This is a genomic window from Streptococcus sp. LMAG:39, assembly GCF_008680485.1.
In the GTDB taxonomy this organism is placed as follows: Bacteria; Bacillota; Bacilli; order Lactobacillales; family Streptococcaceae; genus Streptococcus; species Streptococcus pasteurianus.
Map to the genome: position 1 here is coordinate 619,682 of NZ_NALE01000001.1, position 25,811 is coordinate 645,492.

The window sequence follows — 25,811 nt, forward strand, 5'->3', positions numbered from 1 at the left end:
TTGAGCTAACGTTTTTTTATTATGCTTCTGGATTTGGGTTAGTCATCAGAACTTTACGTGGTTTTGTTCCTTCGGCTGGTCCGATGACACCTGCTGCTTCTAATTCATCCATTAAACGGGTGGCACGGTTAAATCCAACAGACAAACGACGTTGGAGCATTGAGGCACTTGCTTTTTGTGTTTCAAGTACCAAAGCTTTAGCATCTTCAAAGAGTGGGTCACCTTCTTGGACGCCACCACCAGATTTCAAATCTGATTCAGAAACCTCACCTGGGTCAAAGCTATCATCATAATCTGCGTCAGCTTGGTTTTTAATGAAATCAACAATGCGTTCCACATCATCATCAGAAATGAAAGAGCCTTGCAAGCGGACTGGGTGATTTTCATCAATTGGTTTGAAAAGCATGTCACCACGACCGAGAAGTTTTTCAGCACCATTCTCATCCAAAATGGTACGGCTATCTGTCCCTGATGATACAGCAAAGGCAACACGTGATGGCACATTAGCCTTAATTAAACCACTAATGACGTCAACAGACGGACGTTGTGTGGCAAGAATCATGTGAATACCCGCAGCACGCGCTTTTTGCCCTAGACGAATAATCGCATCTTCCACTTCTTTGCTGGCAACCATCATCAAGTCAGCCAACTCATCAACAATAACTACAATCAATGGTAAAGGAATTTGTTTTTGTTCAGATTGCGCATTAAATTCTTCAACTTTAGCATTGTAGCCTGCGATATTTCGCACCCCAAAATGACTAAAGAGTTCATAACGATTTTCCATTTCATCAACCACTTTTTGAAGTGCTCTTGCTGCCTTACGTGGATTGGTTACTACAGGAATTAGCAAATGCGGAATATCATTATAAACTGACAATTCAACCATTTTAGGGTCAATCATCATGAATTTGACTTGGTCTGGGCGAGCTTTCATCAAGATACTTGCAATAATCCCATTAACGGCAACTGATTTACCAGAACCTGTTGAACCAGCGACAAGCAAGTGTGGCATACGAGCAAGGTCAAAAGTACGTGCTGTTCCGTTAACAGCCTTACCAAGTGGTACTTCCAATAATTTATTAGGGTCTGTATTTGCTTGTTCCCAAAGTTCACGGAAGGTTACCGTTGCAATTTCTGAGTTAGGAACTTCGATACCGACCAACGATTTTCCTGGAATTGGTGCCTCGATACGAACATCTTTAGCGGCAAGTGCAAGTGCCAAATCATCGGCCAAATTTGAAATGCGGTTAACACGCACCCCAACTGCTGGTTTGACTTCGTATTTCGTAACAGACGGTCCAATCTCCGCACGTTCAACTTTGACATCAATCCCAAAGCTATTAAACGTATCTTCTAAGACTTTGATATTTCTGCGAACGAGATTTTTTTCCTTAGACTGATTTTTAGGTTTATCTGGTGCAAATAAGTCAATCGTTGGTAGTTTATAAAGAAGATTTGCTTTCGCCGTGAAATCAACTTCTAACGGTTCGCCGTCATCTTCTTCATCAAGTATAGCTTGCGTAGCTTCTTGCGACGGTGACGAATCCATTGTCGGATAATCTTCAAGTGGCGGTTCTTCTAAGCCATCCAAAGTGTGGTCATATGCCAAAATTTCAGGTTCAGTAGGTGAGTCATTTTCTGGAAGATTATCAAATAGCGAAGTCTCATTGTCAGTAGGATTCTCTAAAATTTCTCCTGTTTCTTGGTCAACAGTCATTTGAGCCAAGCGTTCTTCTTCCTCTTTCTGAGCTTTTTCCTGACGTTTTTGTTCAGCAAGTGCTTTTTTCTCTTCTCGTTTTACAAAGCGTTTTTGCTTTCTAATTTCGTTTTTAGCAGCCCATTCTTGGGATTTTTCTTTAAAAAATTCTACGATATCGTAAACTTCCCACGGACTCATCAAAAAGAGCCCCAAGATGATAAACAACGTCCCGATCAGAAATGTGCCAACATTTGAAAAAAGAAAGGCTACGGGTTTATAAAGAACAGCACCAAGCATTCCTCCACCGACAAACTTGCTTACTTTAAAATTGATAATGTCACCATAAAGCAAGCGAGCTGTTGTGGAAAAGACTTCCTTGTCACGATAAGCTATCAATGAAAATAGGTAAGCATGCCATTCAAGCAACAACCCAATCATTGTCACCACAAAACCACCGACAAGCCCTGTCTGTTTATGAAACCATTTAAATCCAATTAAATAGATAAGTACCGCAAACATTAGGAAGTAAGCCAAACTTCCCACCACGAATCTGACGATATTGTAAACTGTTATGCCAAAAATTCCTAGACGAGCAATCGCAAAGAAAAAAATAACAGCTGTCACAATTGCCAAAATAAAACGTTGCAGTGCTTTCTGTCTTTTTATTTCTGCTTTTGTTGGTCGCCGTGATTTACGACCTTTTTTTCTACTTTTTGATTTTGCCATAACCTTATTATAGCATTTTTTAAGCTTTTAGGTTATTTCGATAAAAATATGATAAAATGGAATAACTAATATCACTTCTATTTATAAACTTGTGGATAAGTTGATTTCAAATGATGATTATGCACACGTGTTATCACCAGAATATCCACAAGCTGTTGATGATTTTGAGCTGTTTAGGAGGCAACATGAAAAAATTTTGGTCTTTTGGATTAATGGTATTATGCCTAGCTAGTTTATCTGGTTGTGAAAGCATTACACGCGCTATTCGGGGTGATGATTATGTCAATGCAAAAATAGCAGCGAGTTCTTCAGAAGCTGCTGCTTCTGCTTCAGCAAGCGCCAGCGCATCCTCATCAAAAGCTTACCAAAAAGAATTAAAGAAAGCTTTGAGTGCTGACCAATCTGCCTTTCCTCAATTATCAACAGATGTCGCAAATGACGAAGCAGAAGTTATTATGCACACTTCTATGGGAGATATTACCTTAAAACTCTTTCCAAAATACGCACCTTTGGCGGTCGAGAATTTCCTCACACACGCCAAGGACGGTTATTATGATGGTCTGCTATTTCACCGTGTGATTTCAGATTTCATGATTCAATCAGGTGATCCTAACGGAGATGGCACAGGTGGTCAATCTATCTGGAATGGTAAAGACAAGAGTATCGACTCAGGAAATGGATTTGTCAATGAAATCTCACCCTACCTCTATAATATTCGTGGTGCTCTTGCCATGGCAAATGCTGGTGCTGATACCAACGGTAGCCAATTTTTCATCAACCAAAATTCAGATGACCAATCAAGTCAACTCTCATCAGATAATTATCCTCAATCGATTATTGATGCTTATGCTAACGGCGGTAACCCAAGCTTAGATAAAAATTATACTGTCTTTGGACAAGTTATTGATGGCATGGATGTAGTTGATAAAATCGCTGCGGTTGACACTGATGACAATGATAAACCAACGACTGATGTTACCATCACAAGCATTGAGGTCGTGAAAGACTACGATTTTGATTAATGAATTGATCCTCAAATAATTAAAAAATCAAGCTAGGATAACCTGCCTTGATTTTTTGCTTACCTTTTTATTAAAATCATTCCGCTAAAACGCCAAATCTCCCAAGAAAAACAGATTTTTTGCTATAATATAAGAACAGAAAGCGAGACGATATGACGCCAAATAAAGAAGATTACTTAAAATGTATTCATGAACTTGGAGAAACCAGAACTAAAATCACGAACAAACGCATTGCTGAATTAATGAAAGTATCTGCGCCAGCTGTTTCTGAAATGATCAAAAAAATGATTGCCGAGGACCTCATTGTCAAAGATAAAGAGCTTGGCTACTACCTGACCAAAAAAGGCTTGCTTTTGGTTTCAGAACTTTACCGAAAACACCGTTTGATAGAAGTTTTTCTAGCCAACCATCTTCATTACAATGCTGATGAAATTCACCAAGAAGCTGAAGTTTTAGAACATACGGTTTCTACCATTTTTATCGATCGTTTGGAAGAAAATCTTAATTTTCCCGCATTTTGTCCACACGGTGGAACAATTCCAAAAAAGGGTGACTTTTTAGTAGAAATTCATCATCAAACGCTCAGTCAAATTGAAACATTGGGAACTTACAAAATCAGTCGAACACACGATGAAGCTCATTTACTAAACTACCTTGAAGAACATGAATTAGCCATTAATGATGTCGTCGAGTTGATAAAAGTCGATGATTATGCCAAAACACACACACTCGCCTACCACTCACGTCAATTGGTTATCCCAGAAAGAATTGCTGAACAAATTTATGTTGAACGAGTATAATCAGTCAATAACAAAAGGACTCCAAAACCCAGGTTTTGGAGTCCTTTCATTTGGAGCTCGCTTATTGGATAGAATCTCCTTAGATTCCCTCAATCTCAATGGTTTATTAGACATTAATAATTAGCGTTCAGATACTTTTTTAGCCAAAGCAAAGTTACCAAGAGTAGCAGAACCATTTTCAGAAACACCTGGTGTCACAATATATTCTGTTACATCTGGAACTGGTACGTAACCATTTAACAAAGCAGTGAATTTATCACGAACGCGTTTCAACATGTGTTCTTGAGCCATAACACCACCACCAAAGACAATAACTTGTGGACGGTAAAGAAGAGTAGCTTGAACTGCAGCTTGTGCGATATAGTAAGCTTGAACGTCCCAAACTTCTGAATTCAACTCAATCAATTCACCACGAATGCCTATACGGCCTTCTAGTGATGGTCCTGCTGCCATACCTTCTAAACAACCTTTGTGGAAAGGACAGAAACCAGTATAGTTGTTCGCAACGTCTTGTGGATGTGGAGCCACATAAACGTGACCAGCTTCTGTATGACCGATACCGCCGATGAATTCACCATTTTGAATTGCACCAGCACCGATACCTGTACCGATTGTGTAATAGACAAGGCTCTTAACACCTTTACGAACAATTGTCTCACCATAAGCAGAGCTGTTAACATCTGTTGTGAAATACATTGGCACCTTAAAGTGTTTTGAAATCAATCCAACCAAGTCAACATTAGCCCAATGTGGTTTTGGAGTGGTTGTGATATAGCCGTAAGTTTCTGAATTTTCATCAATATCGATTGGACCAAAAGAACCAATAGCAATTCCTGCCAAATCAGCTTCAAAACGTTTAAAGAATGCTACTGTTTTGTCAATGGTTTCATAAGGGGTTGTTGTTGGAAATTGTACTTTTTCAACAACTTGGAAATTTTCATCTCCAACGGCACAAACAAATTTGGTTCCGCCCGCTTCTACACTACCGTATAATTTAGTCATTTTTATAAATCATTCCTTTCGTTTCACTCAAGGCACAACACTAAACGAAAAAGAAGTGTTACGCTTTTTATTTTCATAATAACATTTTGAGAAGCTCCATCACTCCAAATCACTAGAAAAGAAGTAAATCATTTGTAACAGTAACAAACAATCAATAGATGGACAATTCTTAAATCTTATGAAAGAAGATGCCTCACACTAAAAATAATTTACCTTAATTGCAATAACATCCATAGTTCCACTCTATCACTGTTTATTTCGCCGGAAATGTAATAAGAACAAGAGTGGTCAACCTAAGTATAGCAAGTCTTTCAAAAAATATGCTGCTACTATGTTAAGATAATTTGTTTTTTTGTAAAAAATCAACAGTAGCCCCCATTAAGTTAGCAGCATTTTGAAATCGACATCTGGCAATATTTGGGACAAAAGGCGCAATACCAACGATTTGCTTCAGATTATTCAATTCTTTTGTCAAGTCGGGAATTAACCAATCTGCCTGAGAAACACCTCCACCTATTAAAATAATGTCTGGATCAAAAGCATAAGATAAATTAAAAATTCCTCTGGCTACCTGATGTACAAAAAAAGCTTTTTCCTCACAAGCAATGGTTTCACCAAGAAAAGCCCTTTCAAAAATCTCAACTGCATCTAACTTTTCCCCTGTACGTTTATAATAACGTCTAGCCATGCTAACAGTCGTTCCAACAGTTGAGAAAGTTTGAGTATCATCCACCAACATATAACCGAATTCCCCACCAAAAAGATGCTCGCCATGGTGAACCTTACCATCGATAACAACAGCACCTCCCACACCAGTTCCAAGAACTAACAACAAAGCTGTCGTACAGCCTTTAGCCGCTCCAAAAGCTACTTCTGCTAAAGCTGCGCAATTGGCATCATTTTCAATGGATACAGGAAGAGCAAACAGTGTTTCAAGTTCCGACTGAATATTAAATCCATGTATATAAGGTAGAGCGCTTGCTCCTTCAATAACACCAGTGTTTTTATTAACAGCACCCGGGGAACTAATCGCTACACCTTGAATAATGTGTTCCTTCTTTGCCTGTTCCACTATATTACTTAGGCAATGATAAAAAGATTCTAAATCTATCGGTGTTTTAACACTGGTAATATCTCCTAATTTTCCTTTATCATAAAGGGTGTATTTTATGGTTGTTCCACCGATATCAATAGCTAGTAATGGCATAATATCTCCTTATACAGATAATTAGTTAAAAAATTACTATCAAGTTCGATACTTTTCTAAAATTTCTTCAGAAATATCTAGAGTAGACGTATCTGTTAGCTGTTTATACCAGTAAGCAGATTTTTTTAACGTCTTAATTTGAGTATGCGTATTTAGAGCAATTAATCCATAACGATTTTTATATGAATTTCGCCAACTCCAACAATCTATCGGAGTCCAGACATGATATCCTAAACAATTAGCACCTTCCTCTATAGCTTTATATAACCAAAAAAGATGCTCAGTCATGAAAATAATACGGTAATCATCGCAGATCATATTATCTGCATCTTTGAAGCGTTCTTCATTTTCAACTCCAATTCCATTTTCTGATACAAACCAAGGAAGATTTCCGTAATCATTTTGTAAACGTTTTGCAATAGCATATAGCGTCTGAGGATGAATTTCCCATCCTCTATCTGCATTCATACGTACTCCTCGTTTTTGATAAGAAGCATAATATTTATCTGGACGCCAATCTTGCGCTAAACTGTCACTTGAATACTCTGGTTCTCTAACACGATTTGGATGATAATAATTTATCCCTAAAATATCAATGGTATTATTCTGAATACAAGCCAGATCCTCTACATTAGAGTTCCAGATAATACCTTCTTTAACCAATAATTCCACAAAATCTTTTGGAAATTGGCCTTTAACTGAAGCATCTAGAAAGAAACGATTTTGCCAAAGATCTGCCATCTCTGTTGCTTTGATATCTTCTATATTGTCTGTCGCTGGATAGGCAGGCGTAACATTTAATATAATACCAATCCGTCCTTTGGGGTTTTGATTATATTTTCGGTAATTCGCAATAGCACACGAGGAAGCTAATTGAAGGTGATAAGCGACTTGAATTGCTTTTTTGCCATCAACTAGATCTGGGTAGTGAAAACCTAGAAGATAGCCACATTCAACCACTACCATCGGTTCATTGAAGGTAAACCAATCAACCACACGATCGCTAAATGCTTGGAAGCAAACAGAAGCAAATTTTGCGTACAAATCCACTACATGACGACTCTCCCAACCACCATACCGTTCCATCAACTCCATTGGTAAATCAAAATGATTTAAATTCAACATGGGGCGAATGCCTTGTGCCAAGCACTCATCAATAACAGCATTATAAAAGGCAAGTCCTTGTTCATTGACAGTGTTTTTCTCAAAATCATCTATTAAACGAGTCCACTGAATACTGGTCCTTAGTGATTTTAAACCAGCTTCTTTCATCAAACGTATGTCTTCTTTAAAATCATGAAAAAAATTGCTGGCAGTGTCTGGACCTAGCGCTCCCCAAAAACGCTCTTGATAGTGATCAAAATCATAGTCAAAGACACTATCGTGCTTTTTCTTAAATCGTCCCTCGGTTTGCGGGCCACTCGTTGCTCCCCCCCATAAAAAATCCTTTGGAAATGTTACTAACATACAAAGCTCCTTTTATTCTGCTAATTGTTCCTCAACATGATTTCGCCAATCCTTAGTAACAGCTACACAATAGACCTGTAAAAGCCCTATCATCCCAAAAAGAATTAATCCCTTAAATTGATATGTGAGAGCTAAAATCAAAACTAAACCTACTAATAGTTTTAAATAGGTCATAAAATTAACAAAATTTGAAATAAAACTTAATCCTATTAAATTCTTTATACTTATCTCAAATTGACTATCGATCAATAAAGCATACTCAAAAGCTATTATGACAAAAATTAAAGCGAAGAACAAAATAAAATCAACTACTAAGAATAATAGACCTGAAATCTGCACTGATAAATATAAATTGTAGCTAAGTAAAATAAGTATAGCTGTATAAATCCAAAAAATTAGGTTCGCGCGTGCAAACTCTTTTCGAAAAAGTTGAAACGCTTCCCTTAACGTAATAGATTTATAATCGAAGTCATATGATAAATAAAGAATGGTAATAACTTTTAAAGCAGGTCCGATTCCCGCAACAATTAAACCAGTAGCCGTTAAAATCCAAAAGAATAGGGTCAATTTTACGATAACCCATATTCGAATAAAAAAAGTTTCTAATGCTTTTCCAATCATTTTTCACTATCTTTCTATTTGTGTTTTTCCTTATTGTACCACTTCTCTGAGGACTTAACTGTTTTTAAACAACGTTAATATCGTTTTAAGGTAAACAGTAAATATCAAATAGCGCTCAACGAAAATTAAAACTATACTAGATAATGAACTACCCCATAACCAAGATTTGGTAAGTCAAGGAAGGTACAGTATCGTTTTAACTTTCGAAGAGTGTACATGATCCATTTTTCTCAGAATTACTTATTTCTAAAGGATTATTTTACTCAAATAAGAGTTGCAAATTCATAAATAATGATTCATTAAGAAATGCCGAAATATAAGGAAGTATCTTTTCTAAGTGAATTTTGTATTTATTTTAAACCTTGTACTTGAACTTCATACAAGCGAACCGCCGAGTCAGAACCTTGAGTTGGTTTTTTTGCTGTGATACGCACATAACGTGCTTGACATTGCTTAAAGGCGTGTTGTGTTTCTTCCGCCTTATTTTTTTTCACATTAGCAACTTCTGTCCAGTTTTGCTTATCTGCTGAGACTTCAACAATATAATCGGAAGTATTCATGTCCGCCGATTCTCCACCAGCTTCTGCATGGCTGATTGATACTTGGTTAATTGTTTCTGCTTTTCCAAGATCAATCGTCACATTATGTTTACGGGGGCCAACAGCACACCACTTCGTATCTAATTTACCATCAACAACCATTTCGCCTGCTTCTGATTCATTGGTAAATCCATCCACTTCAACTACTTTATTGAGAGCAAAATTTGTTAATTCCACTGTTTTATCTACGACAGTTATTAAAGCTTTTTGCGTCACTTTATTTTCCTTGCCCTTATTATTTACTGCTGTCAAACTAACTGAATAGGTACCTGCTTTTGCAAAACTTACTGTCGGATTTTTCGCTGTTGCACTTTCCTTATCGGCACCTTCGATTTTCCACTTGTATTTTACAGAAGCTAAGTTTGACTTATTTATAAAGTGCACTTTTTCACCAATACTAACCACTGTTTTATCTGCTACAAATGCTGCTTTTGGTAAAGAATTGTCTGGCCAATCAACTGTAGTAGTTGATGATTTTCCTGCTTTACCCTCTTGGTTAACAGGTACAATCTCAAAGCTTGTTTTCTCTACATTTTTACCACGTTTTAAAGCGTTTACAAAGAAAGCATTAATATTGGAGCTACCTAAAAATTCCTTGCTTTTATCCGCATTGATCTGATAAATCTCATAGTGTACTTGATTACTCTCATCTGCATCTGACTTCCAAGTTAGTCTAAAACCACCAATAGTTCCTTCTTCTTCAAAGACTTTATCAGAGACTTTAGCCTCTGCTACAGAAATATTTTTAGCTTTGTCTCCATTTGTCAATGTCATTTCGCCAATATGAATAGATTGAGCCTCCATATCTTTATCTGCTGTCAAGCGAAGTCCAATTTTTCGAATGTTTTTTCCAACCAGTTTTTTGGTATCAAAAGTAATATTAGACCAATCACTATCTAAGCTTTTATCCCCAGATAACTCAATTTTTTTACCATCAGATAATTCAAAAATCGCTTTAACTTTAACTGATTGATCGGAACGCATCTTGACAGAAAAAATGGCATCTTTTTTGACGGTCAAATCTGTGGCAAACAAAGTAAGCGTAGAAGATTTACCTGCTGCAAGATAGTCTGCCTGCAATTTAAGAGAATTACCACCATTATAAGCATTAGCAAAATCAAAACTTGGAGTTATCTGATTATCGCCTTCATTGTCAATAATCCAACGATAAGTCGGTAGAATACCCGCCAAACTACGATCGTTCCAGTCTCTTTCGGATATTTTTTGACCGTCTTTAAAATAATTATAACCATTTCCTAGATTGAAATTAGTAGTAAACGAATCTCCTGTGATTGCTGATTTTTCCAGGACATATTTAGAAAGTCCGATCCAAGATTCATCATCAGAGGCATCGACTTTTCTTGGATCTGCTTCTTGATTGACCCAAAAAGTTGACTCGCGATTTTGGAAATCATCCCAATCAGTAGCATTGGTATAGGTGGCACTAGCAGCATACAAACCGATAGAAGTTTGGGTGCTATTGTCTCCTTGCTCCAATAAGTCCCATTTAACCGATGTCTGCACATCTTTTTCTTGAACATCTATCCCCGCATAAATTTGATACGGATCCAAACTATGTTCTTTAGCGTATTGATTTGATTTCTCAAGTAACTTTTGATCGGCTAGCTTATTAGTATTCCACCAAAAATTCAAGAACATGCTATCAGCTGCCTTATCTTCTATGAAGGTTGCATTTTGATCATTAAGTTGATTTTGCCAATCTACCTTACCATCTTTTGTCATGGCATCATACCACATCACTTGCAGATTAGGCTCTTCTTTTTTGACTTGTTGAATAAGGGCTTTCATATTTGCCGCATCTTCAGCGCTAAGTCCATCTGTTTCTTCATTGATAAACCAACCTTCAAATCCATATGCTTTTGCCACTTTTACCATTTGACTTGCAAATGGAAATTGACCATTATCATCCTTTGCAAGCATTTTCTTAACCCAATCTTCCTTACCACCATATTCATTAGGAGGTAGGAAAATCGTGCCCAGAACAGGTACACCGTTGATATGAGCTTCATCGATAACATCTGCTGATGGAGTCACAATCAACCCCTCTCCAGCTGAACCACCCCAATACACTAGTGTATCAATGTATTGCCAATAGTCGAAAGTATAAGTCGAAAATTCAGAACTACCACGTGATGGGTTCCCCGAAGTAGACGAGTTCATCATCGAAAGAGCTACAATTTTAGTCTTCTCATTTTGTGAGGAATTTGACGAAGTTAAATTCTCTGTAGCAACACGTTTTGCCAGAGGAACTCTTGATTGATTATAAAGTAAATCTTTATCTTTTTTAGCTGACCACTTCAAGAATTTTTCGGGCATCCAATAGGAGGAAATGGGGGTATTTTTACTTTGATAGTCCGCTATTGCTTCCGAGGTTACTTTATAGTTTGTCTCACTAGACATATTATTACAAGCTGCTAATAAAGTTGCTACTGTTAACACTCCTGTTGTTGACAGACCTAATCGAACGAGCATTTTCTTCGTTATTTTCATATCATTCTCCAATAAATAGTTAGTCTTCCCTAGTCACCGAATCGATTTCGATAGCAAAAGCTTGCCAAGGTTGGAGCAAAACCATACTCAGCGAATCTGGAAATGAGACATTACCAATAATAAGACGTTTTATAATAAAATCAGACTCAAAATTCTGTGGATAGGATGACAAATTAATGACCACAAGAATTGTCTGGTGAGATGTTTTTCTGAGATAGGCAATAACGCTATCAACACTATCTAGAAATAAAGTTTCTCCCGTAGTGACCCAATCTTCATCGTGTCTCAGACGAATCAGATTTTGATAAGTCGTAAAAATAGATTGAGGCTCTGCTAAAGCATCCTTTGCATTAATATTGACATAATTAGGATTTACTGATATCCAAGGAATCCCCGTTGTAAATCCTGCTTGGATATCACTTGTCCATTGCATAGGGGTTCTAGCATTGTCACGACTCATATCACGTAAGATATTCAAAATATCTTCTTTTGACTTCCCAATTTGTCGTTGTAACTTGTAAAAATCCCACGATTCTATATCTTTAAACTCCGACAAGTCAGTAAAGGGATAGTTGGTCATGCCCAATTCTTCTCCCTGATAAATAAAGGGTGTGCCTCGTAGCAAGTGAAAAAGAATAGCAAAAGCTTTAGCCGAACGCTCACGATAGTCTCCTTCATCACCCCAGAAAGATACTATGCGTGGCAAATCATGATTATTTGTAAATAAAGCATTCCATGCTTGATTTGGCTTTAGTGATTGCCAAGCAAGTAGAGCCTCTTTTAGTTTTGGTACATTTAAAGGAAGTTTATTCCATTTGTCACCATTTCCAGCTGAAGTCAAGATATGCCAAAAGCCAAAAACCATCGACAATTCCTTACGTTCTGGCGCACTGTAAAGCTTTGCCAACTCTGGTGAACTCGACCAAGCCTCACCAACGACAAGACAATCACGCTTTCCGAAGGTAGCCTCATGCATTTCTTGAAGATAATCATGAAGATGCGGCCCATTTACTGTCACTTCCTTATCGACTTGCTTACCAATCAAATCAATCACATCCAAACGAAAACCGCTAATACCTTTGTCTAACCAAAAATTCATCATCTGATAAATTTGCTGACGAACTTCTTTATTTTCCCAGTTAAGATCAGGTTGCTGGGGACTAAAGAGATGGTAATAATACTGATTGGTCTGCGAATCATAGGTCCAGTTACTAGGATTTCCGATAGGCTGATCACGCCAGATATAGAAATTTCTTTTAGAATTATGCTTAGATTTACAAGATTCTTGAAACCAAGCATGTTGGTCCGAAGTATGATTTACCACCATATCCATAATCAGACGAATTCCTAGTTTTTTTGACTGATTGACAAGCTTATCAAAATCTGATAGCGTTCCAAAAATTGGGTCGATTTTACAATAATCCCCCACATCATAACCATTATCAACCATGGGAGATTGATAAACAGGAGATAGCCAAATAGCATCAATTCCTAAGTTTTTTAGATAATCTAACTTCTCTAAGATTCCACGTATATCTCCTATTCCATCACCATTACTATCTTTAAAAGAACGTGGATAAATCTGATAAATAACAGCTTTTTTCCACCAATTAGTCATCATATACTCCAAATCATTTTTTATTGTGAACAACTTCCAATGTAGCTTAAGAATAAGATAGATACAAGAGGAAGAAAATAAAATGTTGAGTTAACTTATTAGTAAATAAGACCTCCCAAGATGTTTTAAAAAAACAACAAGAGAGGTCCCGATACTTACTAATTTTTCTACCGAATTTCAGTCAAGTAGATTTCTGGTATAGCAAAGTTTTAATACGTTAGACCAATTAAACTCTAATTTTAAAAACGACTGTTGTTAACCATACCTTTAGTTAGATTCTTTACTTTTAAGATAATCATCATATTGTGCTTGCATTTCTTTTTGTACTTTATCAAAACCAGCTTTCTTCAAATCATCTTTTAGTTTTGGCAATGTTTCAGTCGGATCAACACTTCCTGTATTTAATTGGTCCAAGTACTGACTCATCACATTAGAAAGATTTGAAATCTCAGATTTTACTTTTGATTGATCGAAAGTAAAACCTAATAATGGTGAAACAGAAGCATTTTTAATAGACTCATCTCTTTTAGCAATCATCTCATCTGTAACAGCATCTGTAGTGTAAAGAAGGGCATTATTTCCAGTATTCCAAGCAGGCATGTGTGTTACACCTTCACTATAAGATTTCAATGTTTTAATCTTCTTATCACCCGTTTTTTCCCATTGTTTACCTTCAATACCATAAACAAGAGTATTAAGTAGCTTTTCGTTGCTGTTGATTAATCCAAGAACTTGCACTGCTTCTTTTTTATGTTTAGAAGTATTTGAGACAACAAAATTTGCTACACGTGCTTGGTCAGTTGTAATCAATGATTCTGTCAAAGGTTTTGAAACTAATTCTTGACCTGCAGCTTGCGTTAAGATGGTATCACCATAATCGTAAGGACCTTGAGTCTCAATTCGAGCAAACCAGTTGTTTGAGTTCAAATCATAAGCAGTACTAGAAGTAGCAGCATCTGCTGGAATAAGTCCTTTTGTATAATATTCATGCATTAGTTTTAAATTCTCAACATAAGAAGAAATATCATATACATTTTGAATTTTCTTTCCATCTCCAGTCACATCAACCGCAAATGGTAGGCCATTTCCTAATACATAATCAACATTTCCTGGTGTTTTATACCCTTGACCAACAGCTAGAGCTGCAATATTTGGCTCTTTTTCATGAAATTCTTCTAAAACTTTTTGAGCTGACGCAAAGGAATTCACATCATTAATTGATAAATTATACTTATCAAGATACTGTTTATTAAAAGTAATTACTTGTTGGGCATAAATATTCGCATTTACAGGAAAAGCATAAAGTTTACCATTAATCTTATTTCCTTCAATATAAGATGGATTGAGAGATTCATATGCAGTTTTAGCATACTTAGGTGCTAAGTCTGTCAAATCAGCAAACGCTCCCTTAGAAGCATTAGTCGCATAATCCTGAGCAAAAGCTATATCGTAATCCTCACCAGAAGAAATTATAACATTCATTTTTTTATCATAATCTCCCCAACCAATGTAACTAATTTCTAGTTTATATCCTGTTTCTTTTTCAATAATTTTATTAGCTTGAGCCATCAACTCTTCATAATTATCCGGCTTATCACCTTTTTGATACATGTGCAGGATTTTGTCACTAGAACCTTCTTTAGAAGATTTTGAAGTTCCACAAGCTACGAGAGTTGTAGCTGCCAATATCGACAGTGAAGCAAGAGCAATTCTTTGGTATTTTTTCATAAGATAACCTCCTTGGAGTTTCCTCCATTTTATTTAAATAACACATTAAAAAGTAAATAATATCTTAGCTATTCTTTGACACCGCCAATTGTCAATCCCTTAACAAAATAGCGTTGGAAGAAAGGATAGCTGATTGCAATCGGCAAAGTTGAGATAACGACAATAGCCATTCGAGCTGATTCTCCCGGAAGAGCCGCTAGACCACCAGCAATCTGTGATCCTGCTCCAGCATTTTGCGTCAAATATTGTAGATTATTTTGAATCTTCATCAATAAATACTGCAACGGTATCAGCTTATCATCTGATATATAAAGTAGAGCATTGAACCAATCATTCCAATAGCCAAGCGCTGCAAAAAGTGAGATAGTAGCAATACCAGGGACAGCTAGTGGAAGAACAATTTGAGTAAAGATTCTCATCTCGCTAGCCCCGTCAATACGTGCTGACTCAATAATAGAATCCGGAACCGAACGTTTGAAAAAGGTTCGCATAACAATAATATTAAATGGAGAAACTGCCATTGGTAAAATTAAGGCCCAAATTGTATCTTGCAGTTGCAAAAGATTGGTTACAACAAGATAGTTAGCAATCATACCAGGTGAAAACAGCATAGTGATAAGACAAAATACTGTAAAAAAGCGACGAAAAGGAAAGTTATTCCGAGAAATTGCATAAGCATATAAAGAAGTTGCCGTCGCATTAATCACTGTCCCAAGAACTGTTACAAGAATTGTTACAAATAAAGACTGCAACATCTTCTCTTTCATCTGATCAAACAAGAAAGTGTAAGCATAAAAGCTCCATTCCCTAGGAAAAAAACTATAACCATATTGCTGTAAAGCTGATTCTTTTGTAAGTGAAATAGCTAAAACAAATAAAAAGGGGAGAACACATGAAATCGCAAATAACGCAATCACAATATTGAAGATAAAATTGACCGGACGATTAAATCCCCTAACAGATAAAGATGCTATTTTTTTCTTTTTTTTCTTCACAATCAAATCTCCTCCTAGAATAAGGCAGAATCGCTATCTAATTTACGAGCGAAAAAGTTTGTAATCATTAACAAAATAAAACCAACAACTGACTGATAAAGTGCGGCAGCCGTCGCCATTCCTAAATCTCCTGTATTAGCCAAACCATTATAGATGTAAGTATCTAACACCTGAGTAACCGAAGTTAAGGCACCTGACTGACGTGGTACATTGTAGAATAATCCAAAGTCTGCTCTAAAAATATTACCCACTGCTAGTATGGTCAAAATGGTCATCAAAGGAATAACTTGTGGTATGGTAACATGTTTAATTTGTTGCCATTTTGTAGCTCCATCTACCATGGCTGCTTCATAATAGGTTGGATTGATTCCCATGACAGTAGCAAAATAAACAATTGAGTTATAACCAATTCCTTTCCAGACACCAATAAAGAGAATTATAGCAACCCAATACTTTGGTTCTTGGTACCAGTTAACAGGCACACCACCATTATTCATAATGAGTTGGTTGATAATACCTGTTTTTCCTGGTGCCAAAAATGCATAAACAAAGTAAGAAATTACAATCCAAGAAAGAAAGTAAGGGAAAAGTGACATTGTCTGATACACTTTTACAAGCTTTTTATTACGTAACTCACTCATAATAATGGCAAATGAAATCGAAATAAACAAATTCAGAGTAATAAAACCAAGATTATAAAGAATAGTGTTACGAGTAATGTCAAAAGCTGCTCCTGAAGAAAAGAGGAATTCAAAATTACTCAATCCTACCCAAGGGCTATTGGATAAACTAGCTAAAAAACCTGCTGGATCTAAATGAAAGTCTTTGAAAGCGACAACATTAGCAAAAACTGGGATGTAAAAGAAGAAAACCATCCAAACAGCACCAGGCAAAGCCATAGCTACCAAAGCTTTGTATCTCCAAAGATTTTTGAAAAATTTTGTCATTATTCTTCCTCCTTAATTAATAGAGTTTGAATATTGCATGGACCGACATGACCCTCAAAAGGTGTATCTAAAGCTTCTTCCAATAAATTAAGTTGTAAAGCTCCATTAAATTTCAAATCAATCGATTGATTCGATAGATTAAAACCACGTAAGACGAGACCATTATCAGATATACGACGTTTTAAAGCTGTCACAGCAAAACGCTCATCATCAATAGTTACCATTGTTCCATGAGACGGTATCTTAGTAGATGTATTATCATCTGTGGATAAAATCTGAATCGCTGAAAATGGTACTTGACTAGCATAAGCATTTTGATAAGTCTTATAACGTTCCCTTGGTTGACCATGACATTCTAAGCTATAGCAAAATCTAAGCTTGCCCAATGTTTGTGCTTCCGGCGTTGGGAAGTAGCCCCAATCCCCCATCTCACCGACTCCCCTAAAGAGAGTAAGTGCAATAGTCGAACTATCTAAAATTTCATATTCATTCAAACCAAAGTTACCAACAGTTAGACCATATTGGTCATTACGTAAATTTACAAAAGCCTGCTGATGTTGTGGGTTTGTTGGATTCTCCCATGTTTTTGGTACTACATTTGGTCTAGTTACCACTTCATAAATACTATCTGCTTCATGAGTCGCTACTTTCATACCTGTTGGAAAGAGTACCCGAAGGCGATGATCTTTAGCTTGATTGTCCACATAAGTTTCAAAATCTATTTTTTTCGAGTATTGACGAACTGTTATGAAAGTTGTTACTTTCATCGGTATCATCTTCTCAGAACGGCCCGCCTTTCGATTACGGAATTCCAAAACTTTTTTCTGTTCTTCTTCCAACAAGGTATCTGCTGATTCAGGAACCATCATGACTTGCTCTAATCGAACTTTTGCTAATTCTGGTCTATCTATGACAACAGAGAAAGTAGTTGGTAAATCCGTTGACAGGATTGGCTTTGTGCCTGTTGGTTGGAAATAGATGTATTCATTCCCTATATCTCCTGTCTCTTCAAAAACAAGTAAATCACGAAAAACTTTTTGCGAAATCTTATCAAACAAACGCAGGCTACCGTTTTCTTGAACTTTCAATTGAATATATTCATTTTCAATAATTCGATCAAAAATCATACTTTCTTTCTGATAAGAGGCTGTATCTGCTCGAACTAAATCGTAAGTATCCCAAGAAAAAGCAGGCATATCCTTCAAGAAGAGAGTGACTTTAACAAAACGTTTCATATAAGGGATTCGGAAACGGTCTTTTGGTAAATCATAATCAAATAGAACTTCCTCATCACTAATCATAGCTGGAATTTCACAGCCATTTCGATCAACAACCTTATATTGACATTGAGGACGTGTTTGTAAATGATCATAGAGTTGATCCGGACGTCCATCCTTAAAGAACTTGCGTTCCAAAACCACCTCAACTTCGACCTCACCAGTTTTTGAATAACTTGCCGTATTAAATACTACAAAAGGATGTTCCCCTTCAAAAGTAATTGCTTTTGATAATTCCACTAAGGCATCCTCAGCAATAAAGTTTCCGACATCGTAAGCTTTCTCAAAACGTGTCATCATTTCACGATGTACTGCATCAACTGAACAACCACAAATGCTATCATGAGGATGATTTTGCAGAAGCGTCTTCCATGCATAAGTTAATTGATCATGTGGATACTGATTAGTCACTCGGTAAGCCAGACTCGCTAGTGGCTCGGCAACATTTTCCAATTGGCGTTCTACTTTTGTATTCCACTGTTTGAGATAAACACGGCTAGAAGCTGTATTGGCCAAAGTATACCAACCATCAGTCTCTTGAGAAGTCAATTCTCCTGTTACCGTAGAAAGCTCCTCAGGCAAATCCGAACATACTGCCTCTAAATAGGCTGGCCAGTTGCTATGAACAAAATGATAGTCTGGAAAAAGTTCATTGGCTAGTCGAATAGCCTTACTCAAATCTTTTTGAACTGGTTGATGATCAACTCCATTCATCATCAAAAGGTGAGATGTAGAAGCAAAGCGCTCCACGTCTGCTAATTTTTCTTTCCAAAAGCTTTTTGCAGCTTCCTTTTCTGAAGGTATCTCATTTCCATTAGAATACCAGTTAGCAAATAAAATCCCTAAAATCTTAGTTCCATCTGGTCCTTCCCACCACATTTCTGAAAACTGTGAGCTATAAGCTTCATCGGACTGCTCTAAAACCTGATTATCAAAACCAATAGGTTTAACCCCTCGACCAAAAGCTGCGGCATTTAGTTTTGCACCTTTCATGAGTTGTGGAGCTTGTCCCATGTTACCAAAAGTATCTGGAAAATAACCTAGTTCTACTGGCGAGCCCCAATGCTCAGAATCTTGACGTCCTATTAACATATTACGAACATTCGCTTCAGGACTAATTAAAAAATCATCTTGTAAAATATAAAAAGGTCCAATTTTTAATTTGCCTGCAGTAATCGCTTCAGCTAATTCTTGACGCCTTTCAGGTCTTACTTGCAAATAATCCTCTAGAATAATAGTTTGTCCATCTAAATGAAAACTATCAAAGTCTGGATCTGCCTTAAATAAATCCAATAAATCATCAATCAACTGAATCAGTCGCATGTGATGTTCTTCATAAGCCATATACCATTCCCGATCCCAATGACTATGAGAAATGATATGTACTGTTTTCTTTGTCATTCTTATAATACATTCCTTTCGTTTCATTCAAAGCATAACACCTCATGAGAAAGTGTTGTGCTTTGAGTTTTCTAGATTACAATTAAAGTGAGAAGCCTTGTCACTACTACAAATCACAGGGAGATGAGTAAGTGTGTGATTTCATCTACGACCTTGTATCCTTATAGGTGCCGTCTTTTCTATCAAGCATCACTAACTGCAAAGATGAGCACTAAACTTATACTTAGCTCGTTTATGTAGGGAGTAACCCATAGTAAAAATTGTCTATCCGACTTGTTGTGAAATCGATGTGCACAAAACCTTTGTGATTGCGGTTGTTGCTATCGCAAATAAGCAAAGAATTACGAAATATCACCGTAAACCTTTTTCGACTTTTACCAACGGGCTTCTTCAGCTAAAAGATTGGCTTAACTATTATTCCTGGTTGGATATCTGCATGGAATCAACTAGAAAATACTGGATTCCAGTCTTTAATATCCTTAAAAAGGACTGCCATATTTGTTTGGCTTATCCTAAATACGTCAAAGCAATTCGAGGAAAAAGACAGATAAGAAAAATACACAGTGGATAGCTGACCTCTTTCGTTATCGTATGAAATTAACGCAACTTCAAGTGAATGAAAAGAACCATTATCAAAATTGTCTGACTTGGTCTAATATTCAAGCGGCAACTGTCGTTTCTGATGTTTTCGGAAAAAGTGCTCAATCAATTATCAAAAGCATCCTTGACCACCCTGAAGAAGAATCAAAAATTGGAGAACTGGTTCATAAAAGTATGACAGTCAAAGCCCAAGCTTTAGAAATTACCATTGATAGTGAGATAACCACTGATTAAGGTTCACTACAACGAACTAGCCATTTGTAAAGAAGATTTAAACAAATAATTTTAGACTTGAAACAGGAGTTTCAAGAACAAGTATCAGTTATCCAAAGCGTACCTGGTTCGCTTATCAGCTTTACGTGTCATTTCTGAAATTGGAGCTGATATGACAGCCTTTGAAACCGCTAGAAAATTATCCTCTTATCTTTTTACACGAATATCAAAATAATCCATAACTAATTCACAAAACATCATATTAGCCCAACTAAACCACTCTCTAGTATAGTGTTTCGGGTTATCGACATCAAAGCCTTCATGCATTAAATGCGTCCCTGCATCAGTTGCAACCAACTGATCTAAGATACGTCTTTTCTCTTTTTTATCTAAACTAGTTAGCCCTTCCATAGCCATTGCAATTGGCCACACATAGTTTTCAGGAGTATGACTGGAACCAATACCACACGCATATGTTCCTTCATAATAAAATGGATTTTCCTGACTTAGTAGTGTCTCTCGCGTTTGAAGGTAGCAGGCATCATCCATCTCACAAAAGCCAAGATAAGGAGCCGCCATTAAATTAGGAACATTGCTGTCGTCCATAATAGATGCTTGACCAAGACCATCTACTTCATAGGCCCAAATAGTCTCACCTTTTTGATTTGTCGTCTTGGCATGGTTCTCCAACCCGTCCCGAATCACCATACATAATTTCTCAGCTCGACAAGCTAGAATATCATTTGGGATAAGATTGGTAAAAATCTCCACAAGGTAATCTAACACTACTACTGCAAACATATTAGACGGAACCAGATAACCATATTGACAAGCATCATCACTTGGTCTAAAACCGGACCAAGTCATCCCCGTGTAAGCGACAGCTGTCCCACGTCCTTCTCGTGGTAACGTATCTTCCAAACGCTCCGTATCACGAACAAAACGATACTCAGACTTTTCATGATTTTGTTCTATTTCGAAGACATCTAATATTTTACTTGCTGCTTCTACAAAAACTTCATCAAAATGCTCTGTATAGCCCGTATTTTTATAGAGCAAATAAGCTAGTTGAACAGGATAACAAAGCGAATCAATCTCGTATTTGCGTTCCCAAATCCATCCTTTTGCACTATTAAAATTTGTGTGGTCACTCTGATGACCTGCAAAATTTTCGCTTTCATTAAAGGCATTTGCATATGGATCGAGATTGATATAATACATTTGCTTACGAACAAGGCCAGCAATTAAATTCCGAATAGCTTCATCTTTTTCGGCTAATACAAGATAAGGACGCATTTGAGCTGTCGAGTCCCGCAGCCACATAGCTGGAATATCACCTGTCAACAAAAAAGTAGTACCATCGTCATGAACTTTTAAGGTCGTTTCTAAAGTATTTGAAAAAGAATGATTAAAATTAATCGCCCACTCTTTATGAGTTTCACCACAAAGTTCCGTTATTTCTTCCATAAATTTTTGAACCGATTTTGGAATAGTCATACTCACTGTCTTCCTCCATAGAATATTTGATATATCTTTTGAGTAGATTATACGTCTTTTTGATATTTTTTGCAAGCGCTTTTTTTGATATATTATAACTTTTTAATTAAAAAAATAGTTTTTTGGGCTTTTTTCCTTGTTTTTTTAATAAAAAATAGTAAAATATGATATATCATATTTAAAAGAAAGGGATACTTTTATGACGTTACCTCTCTACCAACATATCTCTGACGATTTAAAACAAAAAATTGTTAGTGGTTATTTTAAAGTAGGAGACCAGCTTCCAACTGAAAAGGAACTTTCCGAAAGTTACTCTGTAAGCCGCATCACTGCCAAGCGAGCTCTTAATGATTTAGAGCATCTTGGACTTGTTAGTAGGACCAGAGGAAAAGGTACCTTTGTCCAACTCCCTCAAAAGCAACAAACCCACTCTTCGAAACAAATCCTCTTTCTCATTCCATTTGAAGGTGTCTCTTTTGGTAATTTCACCCAGGGACTTGTACCAACTTTAGATAATAGTGATATCAAAGTTTTTATTACCTATGCTAATTATCTAAATGAAAATACCGTCGCTGATATTACCAAAAGTTTTGATGGCTTGATTTACTATCCTCTATCGACTGCACAGTATCTAGATATCTTATTAGAACTTTCCCTACAGCAATTTCCTGTTGTATTATTAGATAAACCAATCTATAGTTTTCAATTTCCGTGTGTCTCTTCAGATAATTTTAATGGTGGTGAACAAGCTACACAAGCACTATTAGAACTAGGGCATCAGCGCATTGCCTTTCTTACTAGCAATGAAAAACATCATCCTCATACAACTAGAAATCGCTACTTAGGTTATATTAAAGTTCTCAATGAATATAATATTCCTTTTCATACTACATTAGATAATGCGCTGTATACAGAAGATTCGGTCTTAGAATTAGTGCGTGAGCAAAAGGTAACTGGTTTAGTTTGCGAAAATGATTTAGTGGCTCTACAAGCAATGAAAACATTACAAGATAATAATTTTTCTATCCCAAATGATCTTTCCATTATAGGGTTTGATGACATTCAGGCAGCGAGTCTTTCCAATCCACCACTTACTACAGTAGCACAAGATTTCTTTCGTATGGGACAGGTCGCTGGTCAACTTCTTCTGGACTGGATTCAAACAGGAGAAAGGCCAAATGATGTTAAAATCCCTGTCCATCTTGTAAAACGCAAAACTTTAAAGGAGCACACAATATAAAATGATTATTCATACTATCGACACACGTCATGGCACTGCAAATGATGCTACTTTTTCACATGGAAACTGCCTCCCTTACACGGGACTTCCTTGGGGGATGAATTATTTCGCCCCCTCGACTGCTAACAACCGAGGGGCTTGGTGGTTTCATCCAAACGATCGAACCTTTGAAGGGTATCGCATAACTCATCAACCAAGTCCATGGATGGGAGATTTTTCACATCTCACTATGACTCCTATTTCGGGCTTGGTAAAAGACCTTTCTTTATACCATATTACAAGTTCCTACCGACCAGAAGAAGCTATTTTTAATCCTACACGATTAAAAATCACTCAATGTCGCTACCAAATCACTTCTGAATTGATTCCGTCTATGTATGGTGGTTTACTTGACATTACCTATAAAGACACTCAAGCAAGCGAAAATGGACTCGTGCTTCATCTTCCAGGTCAATATAAAGTAGCTCAAGAAGACTCTAATCTTCTCAGTCTTTCAGTTATTAATTTTGCCGACTGCGAAGATAAAAATTTCACTTTCTACTGCATTCTAAAAACTAGCCAACCTTTTACAATAAGTGAACAGAAAACGACGGAAGAAAATGGAGCTGTTCAGTTACATTTCGGCGATTCTCAACAAATTAGTATCCACTTTGCAACTTCTTTTATCTCACAAGAACAGGCCCAGCTTAATCTCAAACGTGAACAAGATTGGTCTAAAGAAGATTATCTTACCAAAGCTGAAGCCGCTTGGGAGGATTTACTTTCACGTATTCAGATTGAACACCATAACCAAGATGAAGTCTCTACTTTCTACCATAACTTCTATCGTACTTTCCTGTTTCCTCAAACATTTTATGAATACGATAAGGATAATCGGAAAATTCATTATGATACTACTTCTAAAAGCATTAAAACAGGACCACTTTACACCAATAATGGATTTTGGGATACTTTCAGAACTGTCTATCCACTATACAGCCTAATTGCAACAGAACAGTATAGTGATATGCTAGAAGGATTTCTTAACAGCTATCGTGAGACAGGATTTTTACCAAAATGGCTCTCTCCAGATGAACGTGGCCTTATGCCCGGTACTTTAATTGATGCGGTCATTGCTGATGCAGCTAGTAAGGAAATCCGTCTTGACTTAATGCCTGAATTTTTAGATGCGATGATAAAAGGGGCAACTGTTCAATCAAGCAAGACAAATTACGGTCGACGCGGTACTAAAGATTACTTGCAGCTAGGCTATGTACCACTCAATCACCATGAGTCTGTTAACCACACTCTGGATTATGCTTTCTCTGATTATTGTATTTCACAAGTTGCTAAAAAACTAGGAAAAGATGATATAGCTCAAAAATATGCCCAACAAGCCAAAAATTATCGTAATATCTTTGATCCTGTTACTGGTTTTATGCGTGCTAAAGATACTGATGGTAATTTCCGTCCTGATTTTCTCCCTACAAGATGGGGGAGAGACTACGCCGAGGGTTCTGCTTGGCAAACTTCTTGGTCAGTTTTACATGATTTTGCTGGACTTATTAGTTGCTATGGTTCCTCTGAAGCTTTTGAGAAAAAATTAATTAAATTATGTAATCAGCGACCAGATTTCAATGTAGAAGGGTATGGTTTTGAAATCCATGAAATGAGCGAGTTAGCAGCACTCGAATTTGGTCAAGTTGCTATTTCGAATCAGCCAAGCTTTCATTATCCCTATCTTTTTAGCTATATCGGAAAACCTTGGATGGCTACTCCTTTATTACGACAACTTATGACAGAGACTTTTAACAACGGTTATGAAGGATATCCAGGTGACGAAGATAACGGCACAACTGCTGCCTGGTACATTTTCTCTAGCCTTGGTTTTTATCCAGTTACTGCTGCTTCAAACCAATATGTACTCGGTATTCCTCTTTGGGACAAAGCTATTATCAACCTATCTTCTGGAAAACAACTGACTATTCTCGCTCAACCAAACGCTCCTCAACAACTATTTGTTGATCACATTGATCTTAATAAGAAAACTATCACAGAAACTTTCTTAAACCATGATGATATCATCAAGGGAGGGGAGCTGTCATTTGAACTAGGAATTGTACCAAATCCACGTTCTTATACAGCAAATGAACTCCCCTATTCTATGACAACTGATACCACTAACACCTCAAATGATTAATTAAAAAACATATTCTTAAATCGAAAAAGATACCGACAAAGCCACCAAAAACTTAGGGAGTTATAACTTTAAAGTTCATATACTAATATCAAGTTACTATGTGGTATAGGCTTTAATTCATAGTACTCAGGTCACTTCCAATTAATAGTTGAAACACTATTTTCTGAACATTGTGCATTGCATTAATCAGTATAAATAGACATCAAGTAGAAAACTAACTGAGCGACTATTAAAGTTTGAGTAGCTAATATTAGCTTGTAGTAAAAATATTTTAAAGTTAACTAAACACTCACGAGCCCAAAAAGAATGTCCTCAACTATATATTGAGGAACCTTAGACAAAAAATAAGTCTGAGATAAGCAGAATTCTCAGCTAATAAAAAAGAGAGAGTCATATTTAGTGTGAGTTTCTCTTTTTTATTAGTTAATTTCTTGTTGTATTTCAGTAAGCTACAGCGTT

The 25,811-nt window shown here is 36.7% G+C and carries 16 protein-coding genes and 1 pseudogene; 5 read left to right on the plus strand and 12 right to left on the minus strand.

Translation table 11 applies throughout. The features are described 5' to 3' along the window. Positions 1–19: 19 nt before the first annotated feature. Positions 20–2,428, minus strand: coding sequence for a DNA translocase FtsK (locus tag CCC20_RS02955; RefSeq protein ID WP_013852144.1), 2,409 nt, complete (start codon positions 2,426–2,428; stop codon positions 20–22). Positions 2,429–2,613: 185 nt separating this feature from the next. Here CCC20_RS02955 and CCC20_RS02960 point away from each other — a divergent pair, with 185 nt between their 5' ends. Beyond that, positions 2,614–3,450 carry a peptidylprolyl isomerase gene (locus CCC20_RS02960; RefSeq protein ID WP_013852145.1) on the plus strand — a complete coding sequence of 279 codons (837 nt, stop codon included), beginning with the start codon at positions 2,614–2,616 and terminating at the stop codon, positions 3,448–3,450. 152 nt (positions 3,451–3,602) lie between these two features. Beyond that, entirely contained in the window at positions 3,603–4,250 is a 648-nt protein-coding gene (locus CCC20_RS02965) for a metal-dependent transcriptional regulator (RefSeq protein WP_013852146.1), read from the plus strand. A 120-nt stretch (positions 4,251–4,370) separates the two neighbouring features. Here the strand turns inward: CCC20_RS02965 and scrK are convergent, their stop codons facing one another. The 10 genes from scrK to CCC20_RS03015 form a co-directional block, all read right to left on the minus strand. After that, positions 4,371–5,252 carry a fructokinase ScrK gene (scrK, locus tag CCC20_RS02970; RefSeq protein ID WP_013852147.1) on the minus strand — a complete coding sequence of 294 codons (882 nt, stop codon included), beginning with the start codon at positions 5,250–5,252 and terminating at the stop codon, positions 4,371–4,373. A 334-nt stretch (positions 5,253–5,586) separates the two neighbouring features. After that, the gene (locus CCC20_RS02975; RefSeq protein ID WP_013852148.1) at positions 5,587–6,459 is read right to left on the minus strand and encodes an ROK family protein; all 873 of its coding nucleotides are present in this window, start codon (positions 6,457–6,459) and stop codon (positions 5,587–5,589) included. Positions 6,460–6,498: 39 nt separating this feature from the next. Further along, complete coding sequence (locus CCC20_RS02980) at positions 6,499–7,926, minus strand: glycoside hydrolase family 1 protein (RefSeq protein WP_003065927.1); 1,428 nt, start codon at positions 7,924–7,926, stop codon at positions 6,499–6,501. A 12-nt stretch (positions 7,927–7,938) separates the two neighbouring features. Continuing rightward, entirely contained in the window at positions 7,939–8,547 is a 609-nt protein-coding gene (locus CCC20_RS02985; RefSeq protein WP_003065929.1) for a YesL family protein, read from the minus strand. Between the two features lie 350 nt (positions 8,548–8,897). Next, the gene (locus CCC20_RS02990) at positions 8,898–11,657 is read right to left on the minus strand and encodes an endo-beta-N-acetylglucosaminidase (RefSeq protein ID WP_013852149.1); all 2,760 of its coding nucleotides are present in this window, start codon (positions 11,655–11,657) and stop codon (positions 8,898–8,900) included. A 19-nt stretch (positions 11,658–11,676) separates the two neighbouring features. Beyond that, entirely contained in the window at positions 11,677–13,278 is a 1,602-nt protein-coding gene (locus CCC20_RS02995) for a glycoside hydrolase family 13 protein (protein ID WP_003065933.1), read from the minus strand. Between the two features lie 264 nt (positions 13,279–13,542). Next, positions 13,543–15,003: an ABC transporter substrate-binding protein gene (locus CCC20_RS03000; RefSeq protein WP_058692432.1), complete on the minus strand. Its 1,461-nt coding sequence runs from the start codon at positions 15,001–15,003 to the stop codon at positions 13,543–13,545. 68 nt (positions 15,004–15,071) lie between these two features. Then, positions 15,072–15,998, minus strand: coding sequence for a carbohydrate ABC transporter permease (locus tag CCC20_RS03005; RefSeq protein ID WP_013852152.1), 927 nt, complete (start codon positions 15,996–15,998; stop codon positions 15,072–15,074). A gap of 14 nt (positions 15,999–16,012) precedes the next feature. After that, entirely contained in the window at positions 16,013–16,945 is a 933-nt protein-coding gene (locus CCC20_RS03010) for an ABC transporter permease (protein ID WP_003065938.1), read from the minus strand. Then, entirely contained in the window at positions 16,945–19,623 is a 2,679-nt protein-coding gene (locus CCC20_RS03015; RefSeq protein ID WP_058692433.1) for an alpha-mannosidase, read from the minus strand. Before CCC20_RS03015 ends, CCC20_RS03010 begins: the two co-directional genes overlap by 1 nt. Positions 19,624–19,873: 250 nt before the next feature. Between CCC20_RS03015 and CCC20_RS11465 the strand changes: the two are divergent. Continuing rightward, a pseudogene (locus CCC20_RS11465) lies at positions 19,874–20,647 on the plus strand (IS110 family transposase); the annotation flags it as partial. Here CCC20_RS11465 and CCC20_RS03025 read toward each other — a convergent pair. Beyond that, on the minus strand, positions 20,644–21,933 hold the full coding sequence (locus CCC20_RS03025) for a glycoside hydrolase family 125 protein (protein ID WP_043910284.1): 1,290 nt from the start codon (positions 21,931–21,933) through the stop codon (positions 20,644–20,646). The pseudogene CCC20_RS11465 and the gene CCC20_RS03025 sit on opposite strands and share 4 nt — an antisense overlap. 199 nt (positions 21,934–22,132) lie before the next feature. Here CCC20_RS03025 and CCC20_RS03030 point away from each other — a divergent pair, with 199 nt between their 5' ends. Beyond that, positions 22,133–23,173: a GntR family transcriptional regulator gene (locus tag CCC20_RS03030; protein ID WP_003065948.1), complete on the plus strand. Its 1,041-nt coding sequence runs from the start codon at positions 22,133–22,135 to the stop codon at positions 23,171–23,173. Between the two features lies 1 nt (position 23,174). Continuing rightward, positions 23,175–25,352, plus strand: coding sequence for a GH92 family glycosyl hydrolase (locus tag CCC20_RS03035; RefSeq protein WP_013852155.1), 2,178 nt, complete (start codon positions 23,175–23,177; stop codon positions 25,350–25,352). Positions 25,353–25,811 lie beyond the last annotated feature (459 nt).